This window comes from Amycolatopsis vancoresmycina (assembly GCF_000716785.1).
GTDB classification, from domain to species: Bacteria; Actinomycetota; Actinomycetes; order Mycobacteriales; family Pseudonocardiaceae; genus Amycolatopsis; species Amycolatopsis vancoresmycina.
This window is the reverse complement of record NZ_JNYY01000001.1, coordinates 406,568-427,286: the sequence shown is the minus strand read 5'-3', so window position 1 is coordinate 427,286 and position 20,719 is coordinate 406,568. Positions and strand designations below refer to the sequence as shown.

Genomic DNA, 20,719 nt, shown 5'->3' with positions numbered 1-20,719 from the left:
CGCGCTCAATCACGCGAGATTCCCCTCCAGTCACGTGAGACACGCGCTCAATCACGCGGGATACGCCGTTCCGCCCGCGAACCGCCCGTGCGGCAGCGGCAGCACGCGTGATCGGAGGGGCATCACGCGTGTCTGGAGGGGCATCATGCGTGATCGGAGGGGCATCATGTGCTCTCATGCGCCTGCCTCCCGGACCCGGACCTGGTGGCCGAACGAGAACGCGAGCGCGTTCGGCGGCAGGTCGAGCCGGTCGACCTGGTCGCCGCGCTCGCGGGTGATCGGGTTCGCCGCGAACAGGCGCACGTCCTCCACCAGCTCGACGCCCGGCAGCCGTTGCAGCACCGCGAACACCTCGCCCGACTGCACCGGGCGGCCGAACGGCCAGCCTTCGCCGTCCGGGCCGCCGCTGAGCGGGTTGAAGTAGTCGTACAGCGCCTGGGTCGCACGCGCCCCGAGGGTGCCCGCGGTCGTGCGGCGGCGGGCGCGCAGCCGCGCGACCACCGTCACCCCCTGGTAGAACGGCGGTTCCACGGACACGAGCGCGCCGACGCACCGCCGTTCGTCGAGGGACCGCTCGATCCGGCCGCGCATGCCCGGGTCGAGCATCAGGGTCGCGAAGGCGAGCTCGCCGGTGTCGGGCACCGCGGGCACGACCAGCACCCGGATCGCGCCGGTCTCCCGGCCGTCCGGGCCGTGCGCCGGGATGCAGCGCACGCGGGCCGCTTCCGGCGCCGCTTCGCGGGCGAGCTGCTCGTAGTCCTCGGCCGTGACCGCGCGGTCGCGGGTGCGCAGCAGCAGCGGACCGCGCACCTGCGCGTCCCGCACCGACTCGCCGTCCACCCCGCCGATCGCCGGCCGCCGGTTCACCACGCTGCTGACGAACGGGATCGGGTCCCGCTGCACCTCGAGGACTTCGCGGGCGACGTTGCCGCGCCGCCCGCCGCCGGACCGGTACTCCGGCACGCGGATCGCGGCGGACTTCGCCGGGAAAGCGCCGTAGTACCGGAGGCCGCCCTCGGGCTGGCGCACCGCCGGGCCGAACGCGATCTCCCCGCCGACCCGGTCCAGCATGACGTGCCGGTCGTCCGGCCCGGAGTCGGCGAACGACCGCACCTCGGTCCACTGCTGCCAGCCGTCCGGTCCCGAAACCTCTACGACCAGCTCGCCGTCCCCGGCGACCACCGGCGGACGGCCGAGCGGGAACCGCTGGCCCGGCGTGCCGTCCGAAGTGCCGACGATCTCGTTGCGGATCACCTCGGCGTGCACCGCGGGTGCGGTGCCGCCGATGGTGGATGCCTCGACGGTGTGCAGCCGCGGCGGCCGCTGGTAGAACGGCTGGTTCGGCTTGGCCTCGGCCAGCCGGCACCGCAGCCAGCCGGCCCGGCGGCGGGCGAGCACCGACATGGTGTGCCCGGGCGGGACGTGCACCACGATGTCCCCAGCTCGGTTGAACGCGCCGGTGCTGTCCCGGTCGACCTCGCAGGCCGCCCAGCCGGTGCCGTCCCACGCCTCCCACAGCCACGGCGGGTCGCGCGGGTCGACGCCCTGGCCTTCGACTTCGCAGTTCATCCGCAGCAGCACCGCGCAGCCGGGCACGGCGTCCGACAGCCCGAAGCAGACCGCGTCACCCGGTGCCGGGGTCTCCCCGAAGACCGCCGGACCACCGCCGACGAGCAGTTCGTCGGTGCGGTCGGCCGGCGGCAGGCCGGTGTCGGCCGTGCTGGTCACCAGGTGCTCGAGCGAGCACGGCACGATGGTCAGCGTGCGCTCGACGGTGAACACCACCGGGTCCTCGACCTCGTTGCGGGCGCTGGCGACCTGCTTGCCGGCGGCGACGACCACCGGGACGTCCCGCGCGGCCGAGAGCCAGAACGTCACGTCGGCGTGCGCCGCGGCGGGCGGGAACAGCCGGACCCCGATCAGGTCGAGGAAGCGCAGGTAGTGCAGGTCGGGCACCCGGTTGAGCCGGTAGAGCAGCTGGTCGACCATCTGCGCGAACGTCTCGATCAGCGTGACGCCGGGGTCCGAGACGTTGTGGTCCGTCCACTCCGGACAGTTGCGCTGGACCAGGAACTTGGCCTCGTCGACCAGGTCCTGGAACGTGCGGTCGTCCAGGTTCGGCTTGGGCAGCGACATCACGCACCGTCCGCTGCGGACTCGTGGGGCGGGATGACGTAGAACGGGAAGACGAGGTTGCGCGGGTCGTTCGTGCCGCGCAGGGTGTAGCGGATGTCGATCAGCAGCGTCCCCCGGTCGGCCTCGGCGAAGCTGACCACGACGTCGGTGAGGTCGATGCGCGGTTCCCAGCGTTCCAGCGACGTCCGCACCTCGTAGGCGATCTGCCCGGCGGTCGCGGCGTCGGCGGGGGCGAACACGAGGTCGTGCACCGCGCAGCCGAACTCGGGGCGCATCGGCCGTTCGCCCGGCGCGGTCGCGAGGATCAGCCGGATGCTTTCGACGATCTCGCGCTCGCCCCCGACCAGCGCGATCGAGCCGGTCGCGTCGGTGTGCACCGGGAACGCCAGTCCCCGGCCGAGGAAGTCCTTCATCGGCACAGTCACGTCAGCCTCCGATCAGGACGGTCGGGCAGCCCATGACGATCGGCGCGCCGCAAGCGGCCATGTCGCCCATCCGGGCCGCGGGCATGCCGCCGATCAGCACCGTCGGGCAGCCCGGCGGCGCGATCGGCGTCGGCGGGTGCACCGCGGGCGGCGGGAACGAGCACGTGTGCAGCGTGCCGACGTTCGCGGCGGGCATCCCGCCGATCAGCACGGTCGGCACGCCGGGACCGGCGATGACGCCCGGGTGCCCGGTCGGGTCGCCGACCCTCGCGGCTGGTGGCATGCGCACTCCCCCGTCAGTTGATCTTGACCACGCTGCCGCGCACGGTGACGACACCGCTGGCGGTCAGCTCCGTCTGGCCCTGGCCGGCCACCGACACGGTGGCGCCCTCGAGCTTGGCGCCGGCGGTGCCGTTCAGCTTCAGCTGCGCGCCCGCCTCGACACTGGCGTCGGTCTGGGACTTCACCGTCACCTTCTGGCCCTTGAGCTCCAGCGGCCCGGTGCCGGCGTCGATGCTGACGCCGTTCTGCGCCTTGACCGTGACGCTCTTGCCGCTGGTCACCTCGATGACCTGGTTCTTCTGGTCGATCTTGACCACGAACTTCGCGTCGCCGGAGGACAGGGTGATCCCGTCGTCCTCGGCGAACTCCAGCTTGTGGCCCTTCCGCGAGACGAACCCGCGCAGGGTGGCTTCCCCGCTGTTGCCGTCGACGGGGGCCTTGCTGAACGTCGGCACGCTGTCCTTGCCGTTGTAGAGCCCGCCGAGCACGTAGGGCGCCTCGAAGTCGCCGTGCTCGAAGCCGACCAGGACCTCGTCGCCGACCTCGGGCAGCACCACCGCGCCCCGGTCCTTGCCGGCCCCGGCCTGGACCGTGCGGGCCCAGGTGCTGGTGAAGTCCTTGTCCAGCCACGGGAACGTGAGCTTGACGCGGCCCAGCTTCGCCGGGTCCCGCAGGTCGGTCACCTGCGCGGGGACGAGGCCCGGCCACGACGAACCGTGCGCGCCGCCGGCGACCAGGCCGTAGAGCGAGCGTTCCTGGCGTCCGGACACGGTGAACTCGGTGGTGTAGCCGACCTCGGCGTTGAACAAGTGCCGCGTGCTGGTCAGCGTGTACTTGCCCGCGAAGGGCTGGCCGACGCCGGCGAGGGTGACCGCGGTACCCGCGCGCAGCTTCGGGTTGCCCTTGGCGACGCCGTCGAGTTCGGTGCAGGCGCTGCCGAGCTTGTCCGCCAACGCCTTCGCGGTCGCGTCCGCCTCGCCCTGGGCCCGCCGGGGCGAGGAGGCGTCGAGGAACGGCGGGCTGGCGAACTTCCCGGCGAGCGCGACCGGGTCGAGTCCCGGCACGTCCGTGCCGGCGGCCTTCGGGGTGGCGGTGGCGGTGATCGGCTGCTTGTTCTCGTAGTCCCAGCCGGTGGCCCGCACCTCGGGGACCTGCTCGGCCGCGGTGACGCTGGCGCGCAGGCTGACCAGCGTCCCGTGCGCCTCGAGCACGAGCGGGTCGGCGGTCGCCTTGGTGGTGGTCGAGGGCGCACCGGATGGTTTCTCCGGGAGCTCGAAGTTCAGCTTCGCGTCGCGCACGGCGATCTGGGCGCCCACCGCGTCGGCCAGCCGGGTCAGGAACTCCCAGTCGCTGATGTTGTCCTGGCTGAGCTGGGTGTTCGGCCGGCCGCCGAAGCCGCGGACGTTGTCGATCTTGCCGACGGCGATCTGCGCGCGCTGGGCGATCTTGCGCACGACGTCCGCGACGGTCATGTTCGGGTAGGCCGCGACCCGGCGGCCGCGGAACAGCCGGTGTGCGTGGTCGTACCCGCGGACCTCGGTGAAGGTGCCGTGCCGGTCCAGGTCGATCGCGACGGCGGTGACCTCGCCGGAGAGCAGGTCCTGCGGGCCGCCGGGGTCGGAGGTCTGGACCTTCAGCTTGATCTTCGCGCCGACCTTGAACTTGCCCTTCTCCAGCACGACGTACCCCGGGTCGCGGAACCGCAGCACGAAGGTGTCCGGCAGGTTCCGGCTGTCGTCGACGTAGGCGTAGCTGAGCATCACCTTGACGTCGTCGGGCAGCGCGGTGCCCTCGACCTCGACCATGAGGGTGTTCGTGAAGGTCTCGTTAGCCATCGAGCTCCTCCAGCGCGGGTACCAGCAGCCGGGTGCCGGGCCGCAGCCGCATCGGGTCGTCGATGTCGTTGGCGTCGGCGATCTCGCGCCACTTCCCGGCGTCGCCGTAGGCGCGGAACGCCACCGACGCCAGCGAGTCCCCGGCGACGAGCACGTGGGTGTCACGGGCCGCGAGCGCGCCGGACGTCGGGTTCTGGCCGCCGAGCTCGCCCGAGATCTCTTCGAGGTTCACCGTGCAGACCGCGCGCACCGGCGTCCCCGACGGGGTGAACAGGGTGTACTTCGCGGTGACGGACGAGACGTAGGCGGGGAAGCCGGTCATGCCGCCCCACTTGAAGATCACCCACGGCGGCGACGGTTTCCGGCTGTTGCGGCTGTCCTCGGTGGCCACGCAGCAGGTGAAGAGCTGCTCGACCTTCTTGACGACGGCGTCGTCCATCTTGTCGGTGGCGTCGAGGAACATCTCCAGCGCGAGCTTGGCCGGGTCGGAGCCCTTGAACTGCGGCGGCGCGCTCTTCTTCGCGTTCGGCTGCGCGTCGCGGCCCCACTTGGCGTTCTTGCTCAGCGAGAGTTCCTTGGGGTTGAACTGGAACTTGATGTCGAACAGCTTGTCCCCCGGCGGCTGCCCGGTCCCCCCGGACTGCGGCGGCTTGCGGACCTCCAGCAGGGCGCGCTGCAGGTTGTTGGGCGCCGGTTCGCCGGAGCCGTAGGCGGCCGGGGGTGCCGAGCCGGCCGAGGTGAAGGTGACGGGCGAGGAGGCCATGGCTAGCCCTTCTTCGCCGGGCTGAGGAAGCCGTGGTGGGCCAGTTCGAGGGTCTCGGTGGCGACCTTGGGCGAGTCGGGCGAGAGCTGCGGGCCGCTCCACCGCACCGGGACGACGCCTTCGAGGGCCCAGCTGGCGATCACCTTGCCTTCGAGGGTGCGTGCCTCGATCGTGGCGGTCTTGCGTTCGATCCCGCTCGCCAGGCTGGCGAACCACTTGGTGATCTGCGAGCTGGCCTCGGTGACCGGGCGCGACAGCTTGATGTTCGAGTACTTGATCCGGGTCGGCAGCTGCCAGACCATGCCGTTGTTGCCGCCCTCTTCCCGCTGTTCCATGACGAATTCGCAGCCGAGCCCGTCGCAGCTGGAGAAGGCGCCGAGGTTCCCGAGGTTCTTGTCGTCCAGCTTGACGACGTAACAGACGGCGACGGCCTCTTCGGTGTCCGGCATCGGCATCTCCTTCAGTGCGGGCGATCGGTGAGCGCGCCCCGGCGTTCACGGTCGAGACGGAGTTCGGTCTTGAGCCGCCGCAGCAGCGGATCGAAGAGCTTCCTGACGAGCTCATCGGTTTCGGTCGGCGCGGCGGCGGGTGCGGAATCCGGGTGAGCGGCGGGGGTTTCGGGCGGCGGCGCGACTGGCGCGGGTTCGTCGACGGCCCGTTGGATCACAGGCGGCGGCGGGGTGGGATCGGCGGTCTCGACGGCCGCGTTCGCCGGTGGAGTCAGCTGCTCGGCTGCACGCATTGGGGGCACGGGCAGGTTCGCGGTCTCGACGGCCCGGTTCACCGGCAGGGGCGGTGCCTGCGCGACGCGGACCACCGTGAGGGCCGGGGTCTCGGTCAGGGTGTGCACGGGAAGGGCGGGCTCGTGGGCGCCTTGGGGCGCCCGGCTCACCGGAAGGAGCGGTTGCTGCGGCGGTTTCGCCACGGTGGGTGTGGAGATTTCGGCTGTGTGGCTCACCGGAAGGGCCGAGGTCTCGATCGCCGCGGGTGGCTGGGTCACCGGCAGGGCCGGTTGATCGGCCACCCGGCTGACCGGTAGCGCGGAGTCCTGCGCCTGCTGCGCCACCAGCGGAGCCGGAGGCTCGGCCGCCCGGCTCACCGGCAGCGAAGGCTCCCGCGCCGGTCGAGTCACCGGCAGAACCGCGGGTTCGGTCGCCCGGCTCACCGGCAGGGCCGACTCCTGCGCCACCAGCGGAGCCGGAGGCTCGACCACCCGGCTCACCGGCAGAGAAGAATTTTGCGGCGGTTGAATCACCGGCAGGACGGAGGTTTCGATCGCCCGGCTCACCGGCAGCGCAGACTCCTGCGCCACTTGAGTCAACGGCAGAGCCGATTGGCCGGTCGCCCGGCTCACCGGCCCCTGGGCCGCTTGGGCCGCCAGCGGGACCGACGGGTCGGCCACCCGGCTGACCGGCAACGCGGGCACCTCGGCCGGTCGAGTCACCAGCGGGACCGATTGGTCGGCCACCCGGCTCACGGGCAACGCGGGCGCCTGGGCCGCAGCTACCAGTGGGGCCGGTGGATCAGCCGCCCGGCTCACCGGCAGCGCAGGCTCCTGTCGAGTCATCGGCAGGAGCGAGGGTTCGGTCGCCTGGCTGACTGGCAGCGCAGACTCCTGAGCCGATTGGTCTGCCACCAGGCTCACCGGCTCCTGCGCCCGAACCACCAGCGGCGCCGATTGGTCAGCCACCCGGCTCACGGGCAACACGGGCTCCTGGGCCCGTTGAGCCACCGGCAGGACCGAGGGCTCGGTCGCCCGGCTCACCGGCAAGGCCGACTCCTGCGCCTGTTGAGCCACGAGCGGAACCGAAGACCCAGCCACCCGGCTCCCCGGCTCCTGCGCCGGTTGAGCCACCGGCAGGGCCGAAGCCCCAGCGACCCGGCTCCCCGGCTCCTGCGCCGGTTGAATCACCGGCAGAGCCGGAGACCCAGCCACCTGACTTACCGACTCCTGCGCCAGCTGAATCACCGGCAGAGCCGAAGACCCCGCCACCGGCTCCTGCGCCGGCGGCGCCACCAGCGGAGCCGAAGACTCAGCCACCCGGCTCCCCGACTCTTGCGCCGGTTGAATCACCGGCAAAGCCGGAGACCCAGCCACCGGCTCCTGCCCCTGCCGAGCCACCAACGCACCCGAATCCTCAGCCGCCCGGCTCACCGAAAGGGGTGAATCCGATGCCGTCGGCAGCACCGGAAGCGCAGAATCCCGGCTGGCCGGTTCCTCCGCCCCGCGGGTCACCGCCGGCTCCTGAGCCGCCTCTTCGACAGCACGGGCCACCGGCAGGGAAACGCTCGTCGAGCCGCCCGGTGTCCCGGGCGGCTTCGCAGGGTCGAGCGGGCGGAACGTATTGACCGGCGACGACCGGCCCGGCAGCGCCCCCGCGTCACCGCCCCCGTGCGCCACCGTCGGTTCCGGCACGGCGTCGTCCGCGAGGCGCGACACCGGCAGCGGTGCCGGCTCCGGCAGGATCGGGGCACCCAGCCCCAGCCGCCGCGGCTCGGCCTGCCGGACGACCGGCAACACCGGACGCGCCTCCTCCGCAGCCACCGGCTCCCGGACCGGCAGCACCGGATCCGGCTCCGCCGGAGCGTCCTCCGTGATCGCCTGGACCGTCCGCATCGGCGGGACGACCGTGGCGGCGGCCGACGTCAGCGGCCGCACGGCCTCGCGCGAAACGACCGTCGGCAGCACCGGCATCGGAGGAACCGTGCGCGAGTCCGGAGACTCCGCCGGCATGGACGAATCCACCGCAGGAACTCCGCCGTCCGAAGAAACCCCGGGCAAGGAAGCGGACTCCGGCGAAGCACCCCACAGCCGCCCCAGCCCGCTGCGCTTGCGGGTCTCCCGCTGCACCACCGGCATCGGCGGCGTCGGCGATGCCACCCTCGGCCGGGCCAGGTCGGCGATGACACCCGCCGGCTCGTCCGGGCCCACGCTGTGCCCGAGCGGCTCGAGGTAGGCCGGGCTCTGCCAGGACGTCAGCGACGCGCTGAACCGCTGCACCGGGTTCACCAGCGGGTGCGCGGCGAGGACCGGCCGGATCGGCGGCACGGTCCGCCACTCCGCGCGCGCCACCGGCAGCGCCGCCGGGGCGGGCTCGGGTGCCGGGCCCGCCTCCTTCCTGCGGAACCACATTCCAGCGTCACCGTCCCTGGCTCATCCGGGTGTTGATCCGGGCGATCTCGGCGACGTAGGTCAACCGGTCGGGGTGTTCGAGGTCGAGGATGTCGTCGAGGGACCAGTGCAGGTGGTAGGCGACGTACGCGACTTCCTCGTGCAGCCGGTCGGCCGCGTACGTCACGATTCCCCCAGGCGGCCACCGGCGACGTCGACGACGAAGCCGTGGCCGCACTCGGGGCACGCCACCCCCGCCCTGGTGTGGCCCTCGCTGTTGATCCGGCGGTACATGTCCTGCAGGAACGCCAGGTCCGAGGCGAACAGGTTCTCGATGACCCCGGCGTGCACGTCGGTGATGTCGCCGATCCGGGTGACGACGCGGGCCAGCAGCACCACCGTGAGGAACGCCGAGTTCTCGCGCACCCGGTCGTCCCGCAGCGGGACGAGCTCGTCCCGTGCGGTCGCCAGCCGCATCACCCCGGAGTGGTGCACCTTGCCTTCGTCGTCGACGTACCCGCGCGGGAGCTCGAACGCGAACTCCGTCCGCAGCTTCGGCCGGGCTTCCGCCGCCGCCGCGGCGGCGGGGGCCTCCTCGACCGGAGCCGACGCCATCACCCTGCGCATGGGCTCACTCGACTTCCATCTGCTCGTAGGTGATGACGAGCTTCTCGGTGAGCACGCTGGTGTCGCCGGCCTTGAGCGAGCCGATCTCCAGGCTCTTCGGCCACGCGTTGGTCAGCTTGTAGCGCTTGAGCGGCGTGCCTTCGTAGTCGTAGACGATGATGGCGCCGCCCTTGCGCGCGGAGGCCATCTTGCCGAAGTGGGCGTCCTTGACCCACTTCTCGAAGCTGTTGTCGTCGGTCAGGCCGCGGGTCAGCGTGACCTCGCCCGCCTTCGGGCGGCCGGGCAGCTTCTTGATGACGTACTTGCCGTCCACGGTGTTCTGCTTGAGCTCGATGACGTCCTGCTCCATCTTCAGGCCGGAGACCTCGGAGATCTGCTTGATCTGGACGCCGTCGATCTCGAGCCCGAAGGAGTGGCCTACCGCCTTGTCGAGATCGGGAAGTGCCATGTCTGTGGAGTCCCTTCACTACTCGTTGACCAGGCTGGTGCCGCCGGACATCTGGGCCAGCCGGAAGATCACGAACTCCGCCGGTTTCACCGGGGCGATGCCCACCTCGCAGATCACCTGGCCGAGGTCGATGCCCTCGGCCGGGTTGGTCTCCCGGTCGCACTTCACGAAGAACGCTTCGTCCGGCGTCAGCCCGAACAGCGCGCCCTTGCGCCACTCCATGACCAGGAACGCGCTGATCGTGCGCCGGATCCGCGCCCACAGGGCGTCGTCGTTGGGCTCGAACACGACCCACTGCGTGCCGACGAGGATCGACTCCTCGAGGTAGTTGAACAGCCGCCGGACGTTCAGGTAGCGCCACGCCGCGTCGCTCGACAGCGTCCGCGCGCCCCAGACCCGGATGCCCTTGCCCGAGAACGACCGCACGCAGTTGATGCCGATCGGGTTGAGCAGTTCCTGCTCGGCCTTGGTCAGGTGGGTTTCGAGGGCGAGCGCGCCGCGGACGACCTCGTTGGCCGGTGCCTTGTGGACGCCGCGGGTGGCGTCGGTGCGGGCCCAGACCCCGGCCATGTGGCCGCTCGGCGGGATGAACACGTTGGTTCCGGTGGCCGGGTCGAGCACCTGGACCCAGGGGTAGTAGAGCGCCGCGTACTTCGAGTCGTAGCCGGCCACGTCCTGCCGCCAGTTGCGGACCTCCTGGGGGTTGAGCGACGGCGGCGGGTCGATGATCGCCATCCGGTTGCCCATCAGCTCGCAGTGGGCGATCATCGCCAGCTGCACGGCCTTGACGCCGTCCAGGTCGAGCAGCTCGCGCTGGTAGGCGGCCATCAGGTCCGGCGCCGCGACCATGGTGATCTCGTCGATCGCCTCCAAGCCGCCGAACCCGGTGCGGTCGGCGACGTCGCCGACGTAGTCGTCGGCCCCGACCCGGCGCGGCACCGGCGGCGCCTGCGGCGGTGCGGTGAGCACCGCGGCGCCCTTGTCGGGCTTGGTGACCGCGCCGCCCGTGGCGACCTCCTCGACGGTGACGAAGCTCGACTTCTCCCGCACCGCGGTGACGACGTTCTCCTTGGTGCGCTTGGTCGTCACGTTGTGCGTTTCGACGACCTTGCCGTCCTGCTTGACCAGCACGGTGAAGCGGTCTTCGGCCGGGTTGTCCCCGGTCGGCTCGGCGACCTCGACGGTGATCTCGCCGGCCTGCTTGCCCTCCGGCAGTTCCTTCGCGACGAACCGGTAGCCGCCGAGCACGGCCTGGCGGGCCGAGATCTGCTTCGGTGCGGAGCCGTTGTCGTGGGCGCGCGGGCCGCCGATGCGGACGACGTAGCAGTTGGCGCCGCCGTTGAGGAAGTAGCCGTAGACCGACTGGGCCAGGTAGCAGCCTTCGAGGAAGTCGCCGAAGGTCTGGGTGTACTGGCCCCAGTTGGACACCAGCGTCGGGGTGTTGAAGGGACCGTCCGCCGCGAAGCCGACGAAGGCGGCGACGGCGGTGCCCACGCCCTCGATCGGCCGTGCGCCCGCCTCGATCTCCTCGACGTACACCCCCGGCGTGAGATAGGTGGGCATGCGTGCCTCCCTTGTCGACGCACAAGTCTTGTCATCGGCGATGCTGCTGCCAGGGCGTTCTCCGCGGAACGGCCGTGCGGCTAGGCCCGCGGGAACCGATCTCTGCCCTTGCGGGCAACTGCCCGTTCGGGCAGTGCCGCCCGCCCGTCCGGTCGTTGGCAACCGGCCCGGCGCGGCCGACAGTGAACGCATGCCAGCGGCGCGGGACAAGACGCCACACGAGCTGTCCGGGCAGCCCGCGCGGCCGTCCCGCCCTGCGCGCCGGGCGGCGCCGCCCGCGTTGCTGCGCCTGCAGGCCGCCGCGGGCAACACGGCGGTGTCGCGGCTGGTCGCGCTGCAGCGGCAGGGCTGTCCCGCGCCCCCGGTCGCGCCGCCCGGCGTGACGCCGGCGTCCGACCCGAAGTTCCAATCGCTGACGAAGGACGTCGGCGACAAGGCCAAGACGGCGAAGGCGCACCCGCCGGCCGGCGCGGAGGTCAAGAAGGCGCAGGACGCCGCGGTGGCCCCCGCCGACGACAAGGAGGCCCAGGCCAAGGCGGCCCAGGCGGACAAGATGGCGGCGGCGAAACCGGCCGGCTTCGACAAGGCGGCCTTCATCGCCGCGGTGAACGCGGCGATCGCCAAGCAGGCGCCGAAGAACCTCGACGAGGCCGACAAGTTCGCCACGTCCGGCAAGGCGGACCAGGTGAAGACCGAGGTGCTGGGCAAGGTCACCAGCGGCAAGGACGCCTCGGCGAAGGACGTCACCGACCGGACGAAGGAGCCGCCGGACCCCGCCCGGGCCGTGGAAAAGCCGGTCACGCCGCTGCCGGAAGCACCGCCCCCGCCGGCGATGGCGCCGCCGGACGCGCGCAAGGCGACCCCCGACAAGGCACCGCCCGAGCAGACCGACCTGCGAGCCGACCAGTGCGAAACCCACGGCGCGATGGCCGCGGCCGGCGTCACCGACCGGCAGCTGGCCGAGTCCAACGAGCCGCAGTTCACCGGCGCGCTGGCCGCGAAGCAGGCGGGCGAGCAGCACACGGCTTCGGCCCCCGCCGCGGTCCGCGAGTCCGAAGCCGGGCAGCTGACCGCGGTGACCGGCGCGGCCCAGGCGTCCGGACAGGCCGCGGTCGCGGGCATGACGGGCGCGCGTGCGTCGTCGGCCCAGCGGGGCCAGGCGGCGAAGTCGGCCACGAAGGCGAAGGACGAGCAGGACCGGGCGCGGATCACCGGCGAGATCAAGGCGATCTTCGACGAGACCAAGACGAAGGTCGAGGGCGTGCTGGGCGCCCTCGACGACGAGGTGGCGAAGAAGTTCGAGGCGGGCGAGGCGCAGGCCAAGGCCGCGTTCACCGCGGACCACCAGGCACGGATGAAGCGCTACAAGGACGAGCGCTACGACGGCATCACCGGCGCGGCGCGCTGGGCGTACGACCTCTTCGCCGACCTGCCGGCCGAAGCGAACAACCTCTTCCTGGAGGCCAAGAAGGTCTACGAGTCGAAGATGCAGGCCGTCATCGGGGACATCGCGGACTTCGTCGGCCAGAAACTGGGCGAGGCGAAGCAGCTGATCGCGGACGGCCGGGCGAAGGTGCAGCAGAAGGTGGCGTCCCAGTCGCCGGCGTTGCGCAAGATCGCGGGCGAGGCGGCGAAGGAGTTCGGCGGCCAGTTCGACGACCTCGAGAAGTCCGTCGACGAGAAGCAGGACGCGCTGGTCGAGGACCTGGCCCAGAAGTACACCGAGGCCCGCACCGCCGTCGACGAGGAGATCAAGGCGCTGCAGGCGGAGAACAAGGGCCTGTGGAGCAAGGCGAAGGAGGCGGTCGGCGGCGCGATCGAGACGATCCTGAAGCTGAAGGACATGCTGCTGGGCGTGCTCTCGCGGGCCGCCAACGCGGTCGGGCTGATCATCGCGAAGCCGATCGAATTCCTCGGCAACCTGGTCAACGCGGTCAAGACCGGTGTCATGAACTTCGGGGCCAACATCGTCCAGCACCTCAAGGACGGCCTGAAGGGCTGGCTGCTGGGCAACCTGGCGAGCGCGGGCATCGAGATCCCGGAGGCGCTGGACGCCAAGGGCATCCTGAAGATGGTGCTGTCGCTGCTGGGGTTGACCTGGGCGAGCGTCCGCGCCCGGATCCTGCGGTTCATCCCGGAGCCGGTGCTGGCGAAACTGGAGCAGACGTTCGAGGTGGTCAAGATCCTGATCACCGAGGGCGTGCCGGGCCTGTGGCGCTGGATCGTCGCGAAACTGGGCGACCTGAAGGAGCTGGTGCTCGGCCGGATCAAGGAATTCGTGATCGAGAAGATCGTCAAGGCGGGCATCACCTGGATCATCTCGATGCTGAACCCGGCGGCGGCGTTCATCAAGGCGTGCAAGGCGATCTACGACATCGTCATGTTCTTCGTGGACAAGGCGGCGCAGATCAAGGAGTTCGTCGACTCGGTGCTGGACTCGGTGGAGTCGATCGCCCGTGGCGGGGCGGGGGCGGTCGCGGGGCTGATCGAGCGGACCCTGGCCAAGGCGTTGCCGATGGTGCTCGGGTTCTTGGCGAGCCTGCTGGGGCTGGGCGGGATCTCGGAGAAGATCAAGTCGGTGCTGGAGAAGGTCCAGGCCCCGGTGGGCAAGGTGATCGACTCGGTCGTGGGGACGATCGTCAAGGCGGGGAAGAAACTCTGGTCGAAGGTCAAGCGCGGCGGTTCCGCGGTCGCCGAAGGCGTCAAAGGCATCAAGGACGCCCTGCTCCGGAAACTGAAGGCGAAGACACCGGTCACCATGAAGGGCAACAGCCACTCGATCTACCTCCAGGATCGAGGCGGCCAACCCACCCTCATGATGGCCAGCCACCCCGACCCGCTGATCGACAAGATCGATCGGGCGCTCGCGCACGACGAGGTGAAGAGCAGGCCGGCCGTCGCCGGGCAGCTGTCCACCATGCGGGGCATGGTCGTGGCCCACGAGACCAAGCTGAAGAACGCCCTCGCAACGAGCGCGAAGGAGGAAATCCAGCACGCGGAAGCCGAGATCTGGCAGCAGCGCCAGCTGATCGCGGCCACCCTGCAGGCGGTCGGCCAGGAGATCGACCTCGAACTGCTCAAGGAGTCGACCTACGTGCTGGGCGGCGAAATCCGGGCGGACTACCGGCGGGACGGCAGGTTCCGCCCGACGTTCTACGGCGGCTTCAACGGCGCGGCGGAGGCAAAACGCGGGCTCGAGCTCAGCCGGCTGATGAGCCTGAAGATCAAGGAAGCCGCGAAGTGGCGGAGTGACCCGATGTACCCCATGGGTTCGTCCTACGTCTGCCCGGGCCGGGACTACAACTCACCGCACCTGGTGGCGGGCATCGGCAACACGGCGATCAACCTCGACCACCGGGACCCGAGCGTCATCAAGCACTGGAACACCATCGGCCGGAAGTCCGATCAGGCCACCCGGATCGCGTTCTTCAACCAGCTCGACAACCTGCACGGCATGTGCGGAACCTGCAACAAGTCCAACGGCGCCGCCGAAAGCGGCACCGGGATCTGGAACGTCGAGCCCGGGTTCAAGGGCCCGGACGGGACCTAGGCTTCTTCTTCGCCCTCTTCTTCGCGCTGCACGAAGGTCTGCGCCATCTTTTCCTCTTCGCCCTCTTCGGCCGCCGGAGCTTCTTCTCGCTGCACAGCCGCCGAATCGTCCGCCGCGTGGCCGCCGTCCTCGCACCGCTGCACCGCGGGCCCGGCCGGAGCAGGCGCCGACATCAGGCGGTCCGCGTTCGCCACCGCCTCGCGCTCGAAGCGGTCCGACGGGTCCGACACCTTCACCCCGCCGCCGGCGTCCGTGCCGTCCACCGGGCCGCTGCGCTGCTGCACCACGTGCGTGAGCTCGTGCGCCAGCATGTGCTTGCCGGAGTCCGATGCCGGGTCGTACTTGTCCCGCTGGAACACGATGTTCGAGCCCACCGTGTACGCCTGGGCGTTCACCGACTTCGCCGAGTCGTGGGCCGCGCCGTCCGTGTGCACCCGGACGTCCGAGAAGTCCGCCGCGAACCGGCTCTCCATGTCCGTCCGCGTCGCGGCGTCCAGCGGCGCTCCGCCGCCCGAGCCGACGACGTCGTGGACCGGCGAACGCTCCTCCTCGACCAGCGAGCCGGTGCCCGCGTTGCCCACCGCGCGCTGCAGGCCCAGCATGCCGGCCGGGCCCAGGACGTCCGTGCGGCCCGCCGCGGCCGCCCGGCCCAGCAGGTCCGTGTCGTCGCGCTCGAGCCGGTCGCCGCGGGGTCGCAGGGTCGGTTCGAGGTCGTGGTCGTGACTGTGCCCGCGCATGTCCGCTCCCTCCGCCACGGTTCCAGCTTGCCCGGCCGGCGCGCCGCGCACCAGACTGGCGTGCGCGGCCGGAAGGGCGGCGAACGCTGCCCGAACGGGCAGTTCAGCCGTCCGTCACCATCGCCAGGTAGGGCCCGAACTCGCGGTCGAGGCACAGCCGGCCCAGCTTGCGGTACTCGCGCGCGACCGCGCCGACCAGGTCGCTCATCGCCACCGGGCGGCCCGCCTCGGCCGCCAGGTACGCGCCGGTGACCGCGGCCGAGCGGATGTGCCCGCCGGCCAGCTCGAAGGCCTCGGCGAGGAACCCGAGGTCCAGGTCCGCGCCGCGCGGCATCCGTGCGCCCAGGCAGCGGTCCCACAGCCGGTGGCGGAGTTCGACGTCCGGCAGCGGGAAGTCGACGATCACGTCGAGCCGCCGGGTGAACGCCTCGTCGAGGTTCGCCCGCAGGTTGGTCGCCAGCACCGCGATGCCGTCGAAGGTCTCCATCCGCTGCAGCAGGTACGCGCTTTCGATGTTGGCGTACCGGTCGTGCGCGTCGCGGACCTCGGACCGCTTGCCGAAGATCGCGTCGGCCTCGTCGAACAGCAGGACGCCGTTGACGCCGGCGGCTTCGGTGAAGATCCGCTCGAGGTTCTTCTCCGTCTCGCCGACGTACTTGTCGACCACCGTCGCCAGGTTCACCGTGTAGAGGTCCAGCCCCAGCGACGCCGCGATGACCTCGGCGGACATCGTCTTGCCGGTCCCCGAGTCCCCCGCGAACAGCCCGGTCACGCCGCGCCCGCGGCCACCGCCCGGGCGCATCCGCCACTCGTCGAGCACCTGGTCGCGGTAGCGGGCCCTGGCCGCCAGTTCGTCCAAAAGGGACAGCACGCCGGCCGGGAGGACCAGGTCGGGCCAGCCGACCGCGGGCTCGATCCGCCGCGCGAGCCGTTGCAGGCCGGCCGCGTTCTGGCTGCGCGCGCCCGCACGGACGTGGGACGTCCGGACCAGCCCGTCGTCGGCCAGCGCGGTCACCGACGCCGCCTTCGCCGCGCGGGCGATCTGCCCGGGCCCGAGCACGAAGTGCGCGGTCGCCTCCCCCGGGTCGACGTCCGGGGCGAGCCGGCCGTCGAGGCGGCTGCGCCACAGCCGGGCGCGGTCGGCGCCGGACAGCGGCAACGCGTCGAGCTGCAACGGCGGCGTACCGCTCCACCGCGGGTCCCAGGCGCCGGTGCCGTGCACCAGGAGCGGGATCGCCGGATGCGCCAGCTCGTCGAGCCGCGGGTCGTCCACCGGCCCCAGCACGATCCCGGCGCCGCGCAGCAACGCCTCGCGCCGCAGCGACGCGGTCAGCTCGGGGTCGGCCTGCCAGCGCGCCGCGTCGACCACCAGCGCCGGGCACCCGGCCGCGGCCAGCGCGCCGACGCCGAGGTCCTCGGCGCCGCCGCCGGGGTGTTCCTTCAGGTAGACCAGCCCGACGCGGCCCTCGATCGCGCGGGCGAGCCGGTCGCGGCCCGGCACTTCGACGAGCTCGGTGCCCAGGTGCGCGCAGCCGGCGAGCTCGGGCGCGACCCGGTCGTCGCCGAGGAGGTGGTTCACCACGCGGTCGGGGACGCGCAGCGTGCGCGAGAGGAACGGCCGTTCGTCGTCCTGCACGGTGAGCAGGCCGCAGCTGATCAGCGGCGAGCCGGCGTCGAGCCGGGCGCGGCCGGCGGCCGAGGCTTCGGGGATCCCGCACAGGCGCAGCGCCAGCCCGGCGGTCGCGCGGCGGCGGGTCACGTCGTCGTTGAGGTAGCCGTAGAACTGCTCGAACCGGCTGTCGAGGTCGGGGGCGAGCGCGACCAGCAGCAGTTCGACGTCGACACCGGTGAGGTCCGCGCGCTCGGCGAGCGGGCGCAGCCGTCCGTCCGGGACGGAGTCCGTGAACGGCGCGAACGGCTCGCGGTGGCCTTCCAGCAGCGCGTCGATCGTCTCGTTCGACAGGTACAGGCCGCGGAACGGGTCGTCGGGGTTCGGGTCGGCCGCGCGCCGGACGTCGACCGCGTCGCGGATGCGCTGTTCGAGCCGCGCCAGCCGGCCGAACAGGTACTCCAGGCTCACCGGGGGTTCCGGTGGGTCCGCGCCATCGCGACCCGGCGCTGGCCGCCGACCACCCCGGTTTCGGACACCCGGTGCCCGACGAGCTCGCCGTCGCCGGTGTCGAGCTTGAGGCCCTCCTTCGCGGGCGGCCCGGCCGGGTACACGCGCCCGGTGTGGACGGGGGCGGAGACGACGACGTCCAGCGACGGCTTGAGCTCGCCGCCGAGCGCGGTCCAGACGTCGGCGAACGCGCGGTCCTCGGGCGGCGGCAGCGCGACGGTCATCGGCACCGGCAGCCCGGTCTCGGCCAGCGACCCGGTGAGCACCTCGGCCGGCACGGCCTCGTAGCGCAGCAGGCCGAGCAGCAGGTCCGACAGCACGCGGTGCTCGTCTTCCGGCCGCTGGGTCCACGCGGTGACCAGGTAGGACAGCTTGACGTGCTTGGGCGGCAGGTGCCGCGCGGCGACCTCGCCGCGCTGGTCGTACTCGTTGAGCAGCCCCCGCGACCGGCGGCGCATGTCCTCGCGCACGTCGTAGAGGTAGACGTTCACCGTCGGGGCGTTGCGCCGGGCCGCCCAGTCCTTGGTGGGAGCGTCGAAGGCGACTTCGACCTCGCTGCCGCGCAGCGCCTCGTCCTTCACCAGCCGCCGCAGCGCCTCGTCGACCTCGTGGATCACCGGCGGACCTCCTCGCACTGGCGGTCCTCCCACGATGATCGCGCGGTGCGGCCCCGGCCAGCCGCGCAGCGGCAAACCTTCGGGTACGCCCGGCTGCCCGAACGGGCAGCCCGGGTCAGACCGCCGCGCGGCCGGGATTTCCGGCCACAGCCGGGGTCAGCTCAGCCGGGTGAAGACGAAGGTGGCCTCGCGGCCGCGGTCGTCGCTCCACTCGCCGTCGTACCGGAGCTGGGGATCGGCCGAGACGAGGCTCCCGCGGAAGGTCTGGTTGCCGTCGGCGTCGGAGTCGGTGGCGGAGAAGCCGGTGGCACCCGGCGCGGCCCTGGCGACGAAGTTGCTGCTGCCCGCCGAGCCGCCGTCCGTCCACTGGCCGCCGTAGCAGGGCGCCGGGCCGCCGCACCGGACGGCGTCGAGCCGGTGCAGGGTGATCGTGGCCGTGTCCGGATCGGTCCAGAACCTGCCGTTGACCCGCTTCTGGGAAAAGACGATCCGCCACTGCCCGGTCAGGTCGGGAGCGGCGGTGGTCGTGGGCCGTTGGGCCGGGTCCGCGGTGCCATCGGTGGAAGCGCCGAACTTCCCGGCGGGGCCGGGCGGCGGCGACGGCCGGGCGGCCGGACCGGGCGACGGAGGAGCGGGCGGGGGTGCCGGCGGAGCCGGTTGCCCGCTCGGCGGTGCCCCGGCCGACGGCCGGACGCTCGTGGCCGGCGGAGTCATCGGCGCCGCGAGCCCGGACGGCGAGCTCGGTGCGCCGGTGGCCGAGGCAGGCGGCCCGGCGGAGGCGGGCAGCCCGAACAGCACGCCGGCCAGGAGCAGCATCCCGACGGCGTTGCGCAGCAAAGCCGGGTGCTCCTGCGCCAGCCGGAACGCGGTGCCGTCGAGCACCGGAACCCGCAGCACCAGCTGGGAGACGGTGTCCGCGCTCCGGCCGAGCACCCCGGGCCCGCGGCCGGGCAGCCCGTCGCGCAGGGCACCGGCCCGGTCGGCGAGCTGCCGGTCGCCGTGTTCTCTGGCGGCGTCGATCAGCGCCGTGAGCAGCTCGGCCGCTTCCGCCACCCGTTCGCTGTCGGCCCGGCGGGCAGCGAGGGCGTAGGTGAAGAACGCGATGTCGGTGCGGGAGCGAGCGCGCCGGGCCGCGCGGAGGCCGAGCTCGAGGACCTCGTCGCCGCGGTGCCACCACGGGGTGGGCAGGAGCTTCACCGACACGATCCGCGCGAGCACCAGGGCGTCCCATGGCCGGTCGTGGTCCAGCAGCCGGCGCAGGGTGCGTTCGAGGACGCCCAGCTCGGCCGCGATCTGCCCGGCGTCGGCGTCCTCGTGGGCCCAGCGGGTGAGGCGGGCGAACAGCGGCCACGGCGGGTCGGCCGGAGCCACCGCCCCGGCGACGTGCGGGCGCACCCGGTAGCGGCCCGTTGTGTGCTCGACCAGCTGCGCGGCTTCGAGTTTGCGCAGGCCGGCGGGCGCCAGCAGCCCTTCGCCCCAGAACACGCCGGGGAAGACCAGCAGCTCCTTCAACGTCGTCACGGCGGGCTCGCCGAGCTGGGCCAGCGCGCGGTCGACGACCACGGCGTAGGTGCCGGGATCGTCGACGTCGTGCGCGATTCCCTGCACGCCGGCGGTGCGCAGGGCGGCGGCGTATTCCGTCAGCGTGCCCGGATTTCCGTCGCAGCTGTCGAAAATTCGTTCACCCAGTCGCTTTTCCGCCGCGCCAAGGGGCGTGCCGAGCTCGTTCGCCCACAATTCGAGCCCGTCCGCGACGCTCAGCCCGGCCAGCGGAAGGCATTTGATCACCGAGGCGGAAACGGTGCGCCGGGAAGCGATGACGAACACGCTGCCGGGCATCGCGACGAGCACCTGCCGGATTTCTTCGGCCGACCACTCGACGCCGTCCAGCACGACGAGGGCGCGGACGCGGCCGAGCAGGTGCCGCGCGGCCGCCGGTTCGGCGTCGAAGCACTCCAGCGCCAGGTCGTCCAGCACACCTTCGGGGGTCATGCCGAGGCCGGACATCCGCCGCAGCACCCCTTCGCAGCGGGGAACCGTTTCGGCGGCGAGGATCCCTTCAGCGCCTGCGTGCAGCAGCAACAGGGTCTTGCCGATGCCCGCGGGGCCGCCGACCAGCACGTGCCGCCCGGCGGCGAGCTGCTCGCGCAGTTCCGCCAGTTCGCGGTCACGTCCCAGGCACGCGGCTCCCGGCGTCCACGGCAACGAGGGCGGCAGGCTCTTCCGGCGGACACCGCCGGAAGCTTTCCAGCGCTCGTCGACACCGTCGAACAACCGGTTCAGCGTCGGCTCATCCAGCCCGGTCATCAGGTGGACCTGGCCGTATTGGTTCACCTCGCCGTAATTGTTCTCGACGACGTTCGTGATCGTCACGTGTTCGGATGCGGCCGGGTCGCCGGACTCCGTGGGCTCCACTCAGCGTGCTCCTCCGCCACCAGAGGAGTGCAGAGTAGCGCGATTCGGAAATGGCCCGGCGGCGCCCCCGCGGTGTCAATCTTTTGTCCG

Annotated in this window: 17 protein-coding genes; 2 read left to right on the top strand and 15 right to left on the bottom strand. The window is 72.0% G+C overall.

Features of this window, described 5'->3' with window-relative positions:
* Positions 1-174 precede the first annotated feature (174 nt).
* Genes OO60_RS01935 through OO60_RS01905 form a run of 7 tightly spaced genes read right to left on the bottom strand, consistent with a single transcriptional unit; the run spans position 175 to position 8,136 of the window.
* The gene (locus OO60_RS01935) at positions 175-2,136 is read right to left on the bottom strand and encodes a putative baseplate assembly protein (RefSeq protein WP_003098532.1); all 1,962 of its coding nucleotides are present in this window, start codon (positions 2,134-2,136) and stop codon (positions 175-177) included.
* On the bottom strand, positions 2,136-2,549 hold the full coding sequence (locus OO60_RS01930) for a GPW/gp25 family protein (protein WP_003098531.1): 414 nt from the start codon (positions 2,547-2,549) through the stop codon (positions 2,136-2,138). The genes OO60_RS01935 and OO60_RS01930 overlap by 1 nt, the downstream gene beginning before the upstream one ends.
* A 13-nt stretch (positions 2,550-2,562) precedes the next feature.
* Positions 2,563-2,844 carry a PAAR domain-containing protein gene (locus tag OO60_RS01925; protein ID WP_003098529.1) on the bottom strand — a complete coding sequence of 94 codons (282 nt, stop codon included), beginning with the start codon at positions 2,842-2,844 and terminating at the stop codon, positions 2,563-2,565.
* Positions 2,845-2,857: 13 nt separating this feature from the next.
* On the bottom strand, positions 2,858-4,678 hold the full coding sequence (locus tag OO60_RS01920; RefSeq protein ID WP_003098527.1) for a VgrG-related protein: 1,821 nt from the start codon (positions 4,676-4,678) through the stop codon (positions 2,858-2,860).
* A complete protein-coding gene (locus OO60_RS01915; protein WP_003098525.1) occupies positions 4,671-5,441 on the bottom strand; it encodes a CIS tube protein in 771 nt (256 codons plus the stop codon). The genes OO60_RS01920 and OO60_RS01915 overlap by 8 nt, the downstream gene beginning before the upstream one ends.
* A gap of 2 nt (positions 5,442-5,443) precedes the next feature.
* Positions 5,444-5,890, bottom strand: coding sequence for a phage tail protein (locus OO60_RS01910; RefSeq protein WP_003098522.1), 447 nt, complete (start codon positions 5,888-5,890; stop codon positions 5,444-5,446).
* Positions 5,891-5,901: 11 nt separating this feature from the next.
* Complete coding sequence (locus OO60_RS01905) at positions 5,902-8,136, bottom strand: hypothetical protein (RefSeq protein WP_209441367.1); 2,235 nt, start codon at positions 8,134-8,136, stop codon at positions 5,902-5,904.
* A 37-nt stretch (positions 8,137-8,173) separates the two neighbouring features.
* Between OO60_RS01905 and OO60_RS47350 the strand changes: the two genes are divergently transcribed.
* Positions 8,174-8,398 (top strand): hypothetical protein, encoded by a 225-nt coding sequence (locus tag OO60_RS47350; protein WP_209441366.1) that lies wholly within the window; start codon positions 8,174-8,176, stop codon positions 8,396-8,398.
* A 183-nt stretch (positions 8,399-8,581) separates the two neighbouring features.
* On the opposite strand, the gene OO60_RS47035 is transcribed toward OO60_RS47350, so the two are convergent.
* From OO60_RS47035 to OO60_RS01890, 4 genes are read right to left on the bottom strand one after another with little or no spacing between them, the layout of a single operon-like run.
* Positions 8,582-8,740 carry a DUF6760 family protein gene (locus OO60_RS47035; RefSeq protein ID WP_003098516.1) on the bottom strand — a complete coding sequence of 53 codons (159 nt, stop codon included), beginning with the start codon at positions 8,738-8,740 and terminating at the stop codon, positions 8,582-8,584.
* The gene (locus OO60_RS01900; protein WP_003098514.1) at positions 8,737-9,180 is read right to left on the bottom strand and encodes a hypothetical protein; all 444 of its coding nucleotides are present in this window, start codon (positions 9,178-9,180) and stop codon (positions 8,737-8,739) included. Before OO60_RS01900 ends, OO60_RS47035 begins: the two co-directional genes overlap by 4 nt.
* Positions 9,181-9,184: 4 nt before the next feature.
* A complete protein-coding gene (locus tag OO60_RS01895; protein ID WP_003098512.1) occupies positions 9,185-9,628 on the bottom strand; it encodes a phage tail protein in 444 nt (147 codons plus the stop codon).
* Positions 9,629-9,646: 18 nt separating this feature from the next.
* The gene (locus OO60_RS01890) at positions 9,647-11,191 is read right to left on the bottom strand and encodes a phage tail sheath family protein (RefSeq protein WP_003098509.1); all 1,545 of its coding nucleotides are present in this window, start codon (positions 11,189-11,191) and stop codon (positions 9,647-9,649) included.
* Between the two features lie 190 nt (positions 11,192-11,381).
* On the opposite strand from OO60_RS01890, the gene OO60_RS01885 reads away from it, so the two are divergent.
* Positions 11,382-14,741, top strand: a complete 3,360-nt coding sequence (locus tag OO60_RS01885; protein ID WP_240490765.1) for a phage tail protein — start codon at positions 11,382-11,384, stop codon at positions 14,739-14,741.
* On the opposite strand, the gene OO60_RS01880 is transcribed toward OO60_RS01885, so the two are convergent.
* The 4 genes from OO60_RS01880 to OO60_RS47345 all read right to left on the bottom strand — a co-directional run bounded on the left by OO60_RS01880 (position 14,738) and on the right by OO60_RS47345 (position 20,629).
* Entirely contained in the window at positions 14,738-15,478 is a 741-nt protein-coding gene (locus OO60_RS01880) for an eCIS core domain-containing protein (protein WP_003098504.1), read from the bottom strand. The two genes, OO60_RS01885 and OO60_RS01880, sit on opposite strands and share 4 nt — an antisense overlap.
* A gap of 103 nt (positions 15,479-15,581) precedes the next feature.
* Complete coding sequence (locus OO60_RS01875; protein WP_033260681.1) at positions 15,582-17,558, bottom strand: ATP-binding protein; 1,977 nt, start codon at positions 17,556-17,558, stop codon at positions 15,582-15,584.
* Positions 17,555-18,214, bottom strand: a complete 660-nt coding sequence (locus tag OO60_RS01870; protein ID WP_033260680.1) for a Pvc16 family protein — start codon at positions 18,212-18,214, stop codon at positions 17,555-17,557. The genes OO60_RS01875 and OO60_RS01870 overlap by 4 nt, the downstream gene beginning before the upstream one ends.
* Positions 18,215-18,370: 156 nt before the next feature.
* The gene (locus OO60_RS47345) at positions 18,371-20,629 is read right to left on the bottom strand and encodes an ATP-binding protein (protein ID WP_033260679.1); all 2,259 of its coding nucleotides are present in this window, start codon (positions 20,627-20,629) and stop codon (positions 18,371-18,373) included.
* Positions 20,630-20,719: the final 90 nt, after the last annotated feature.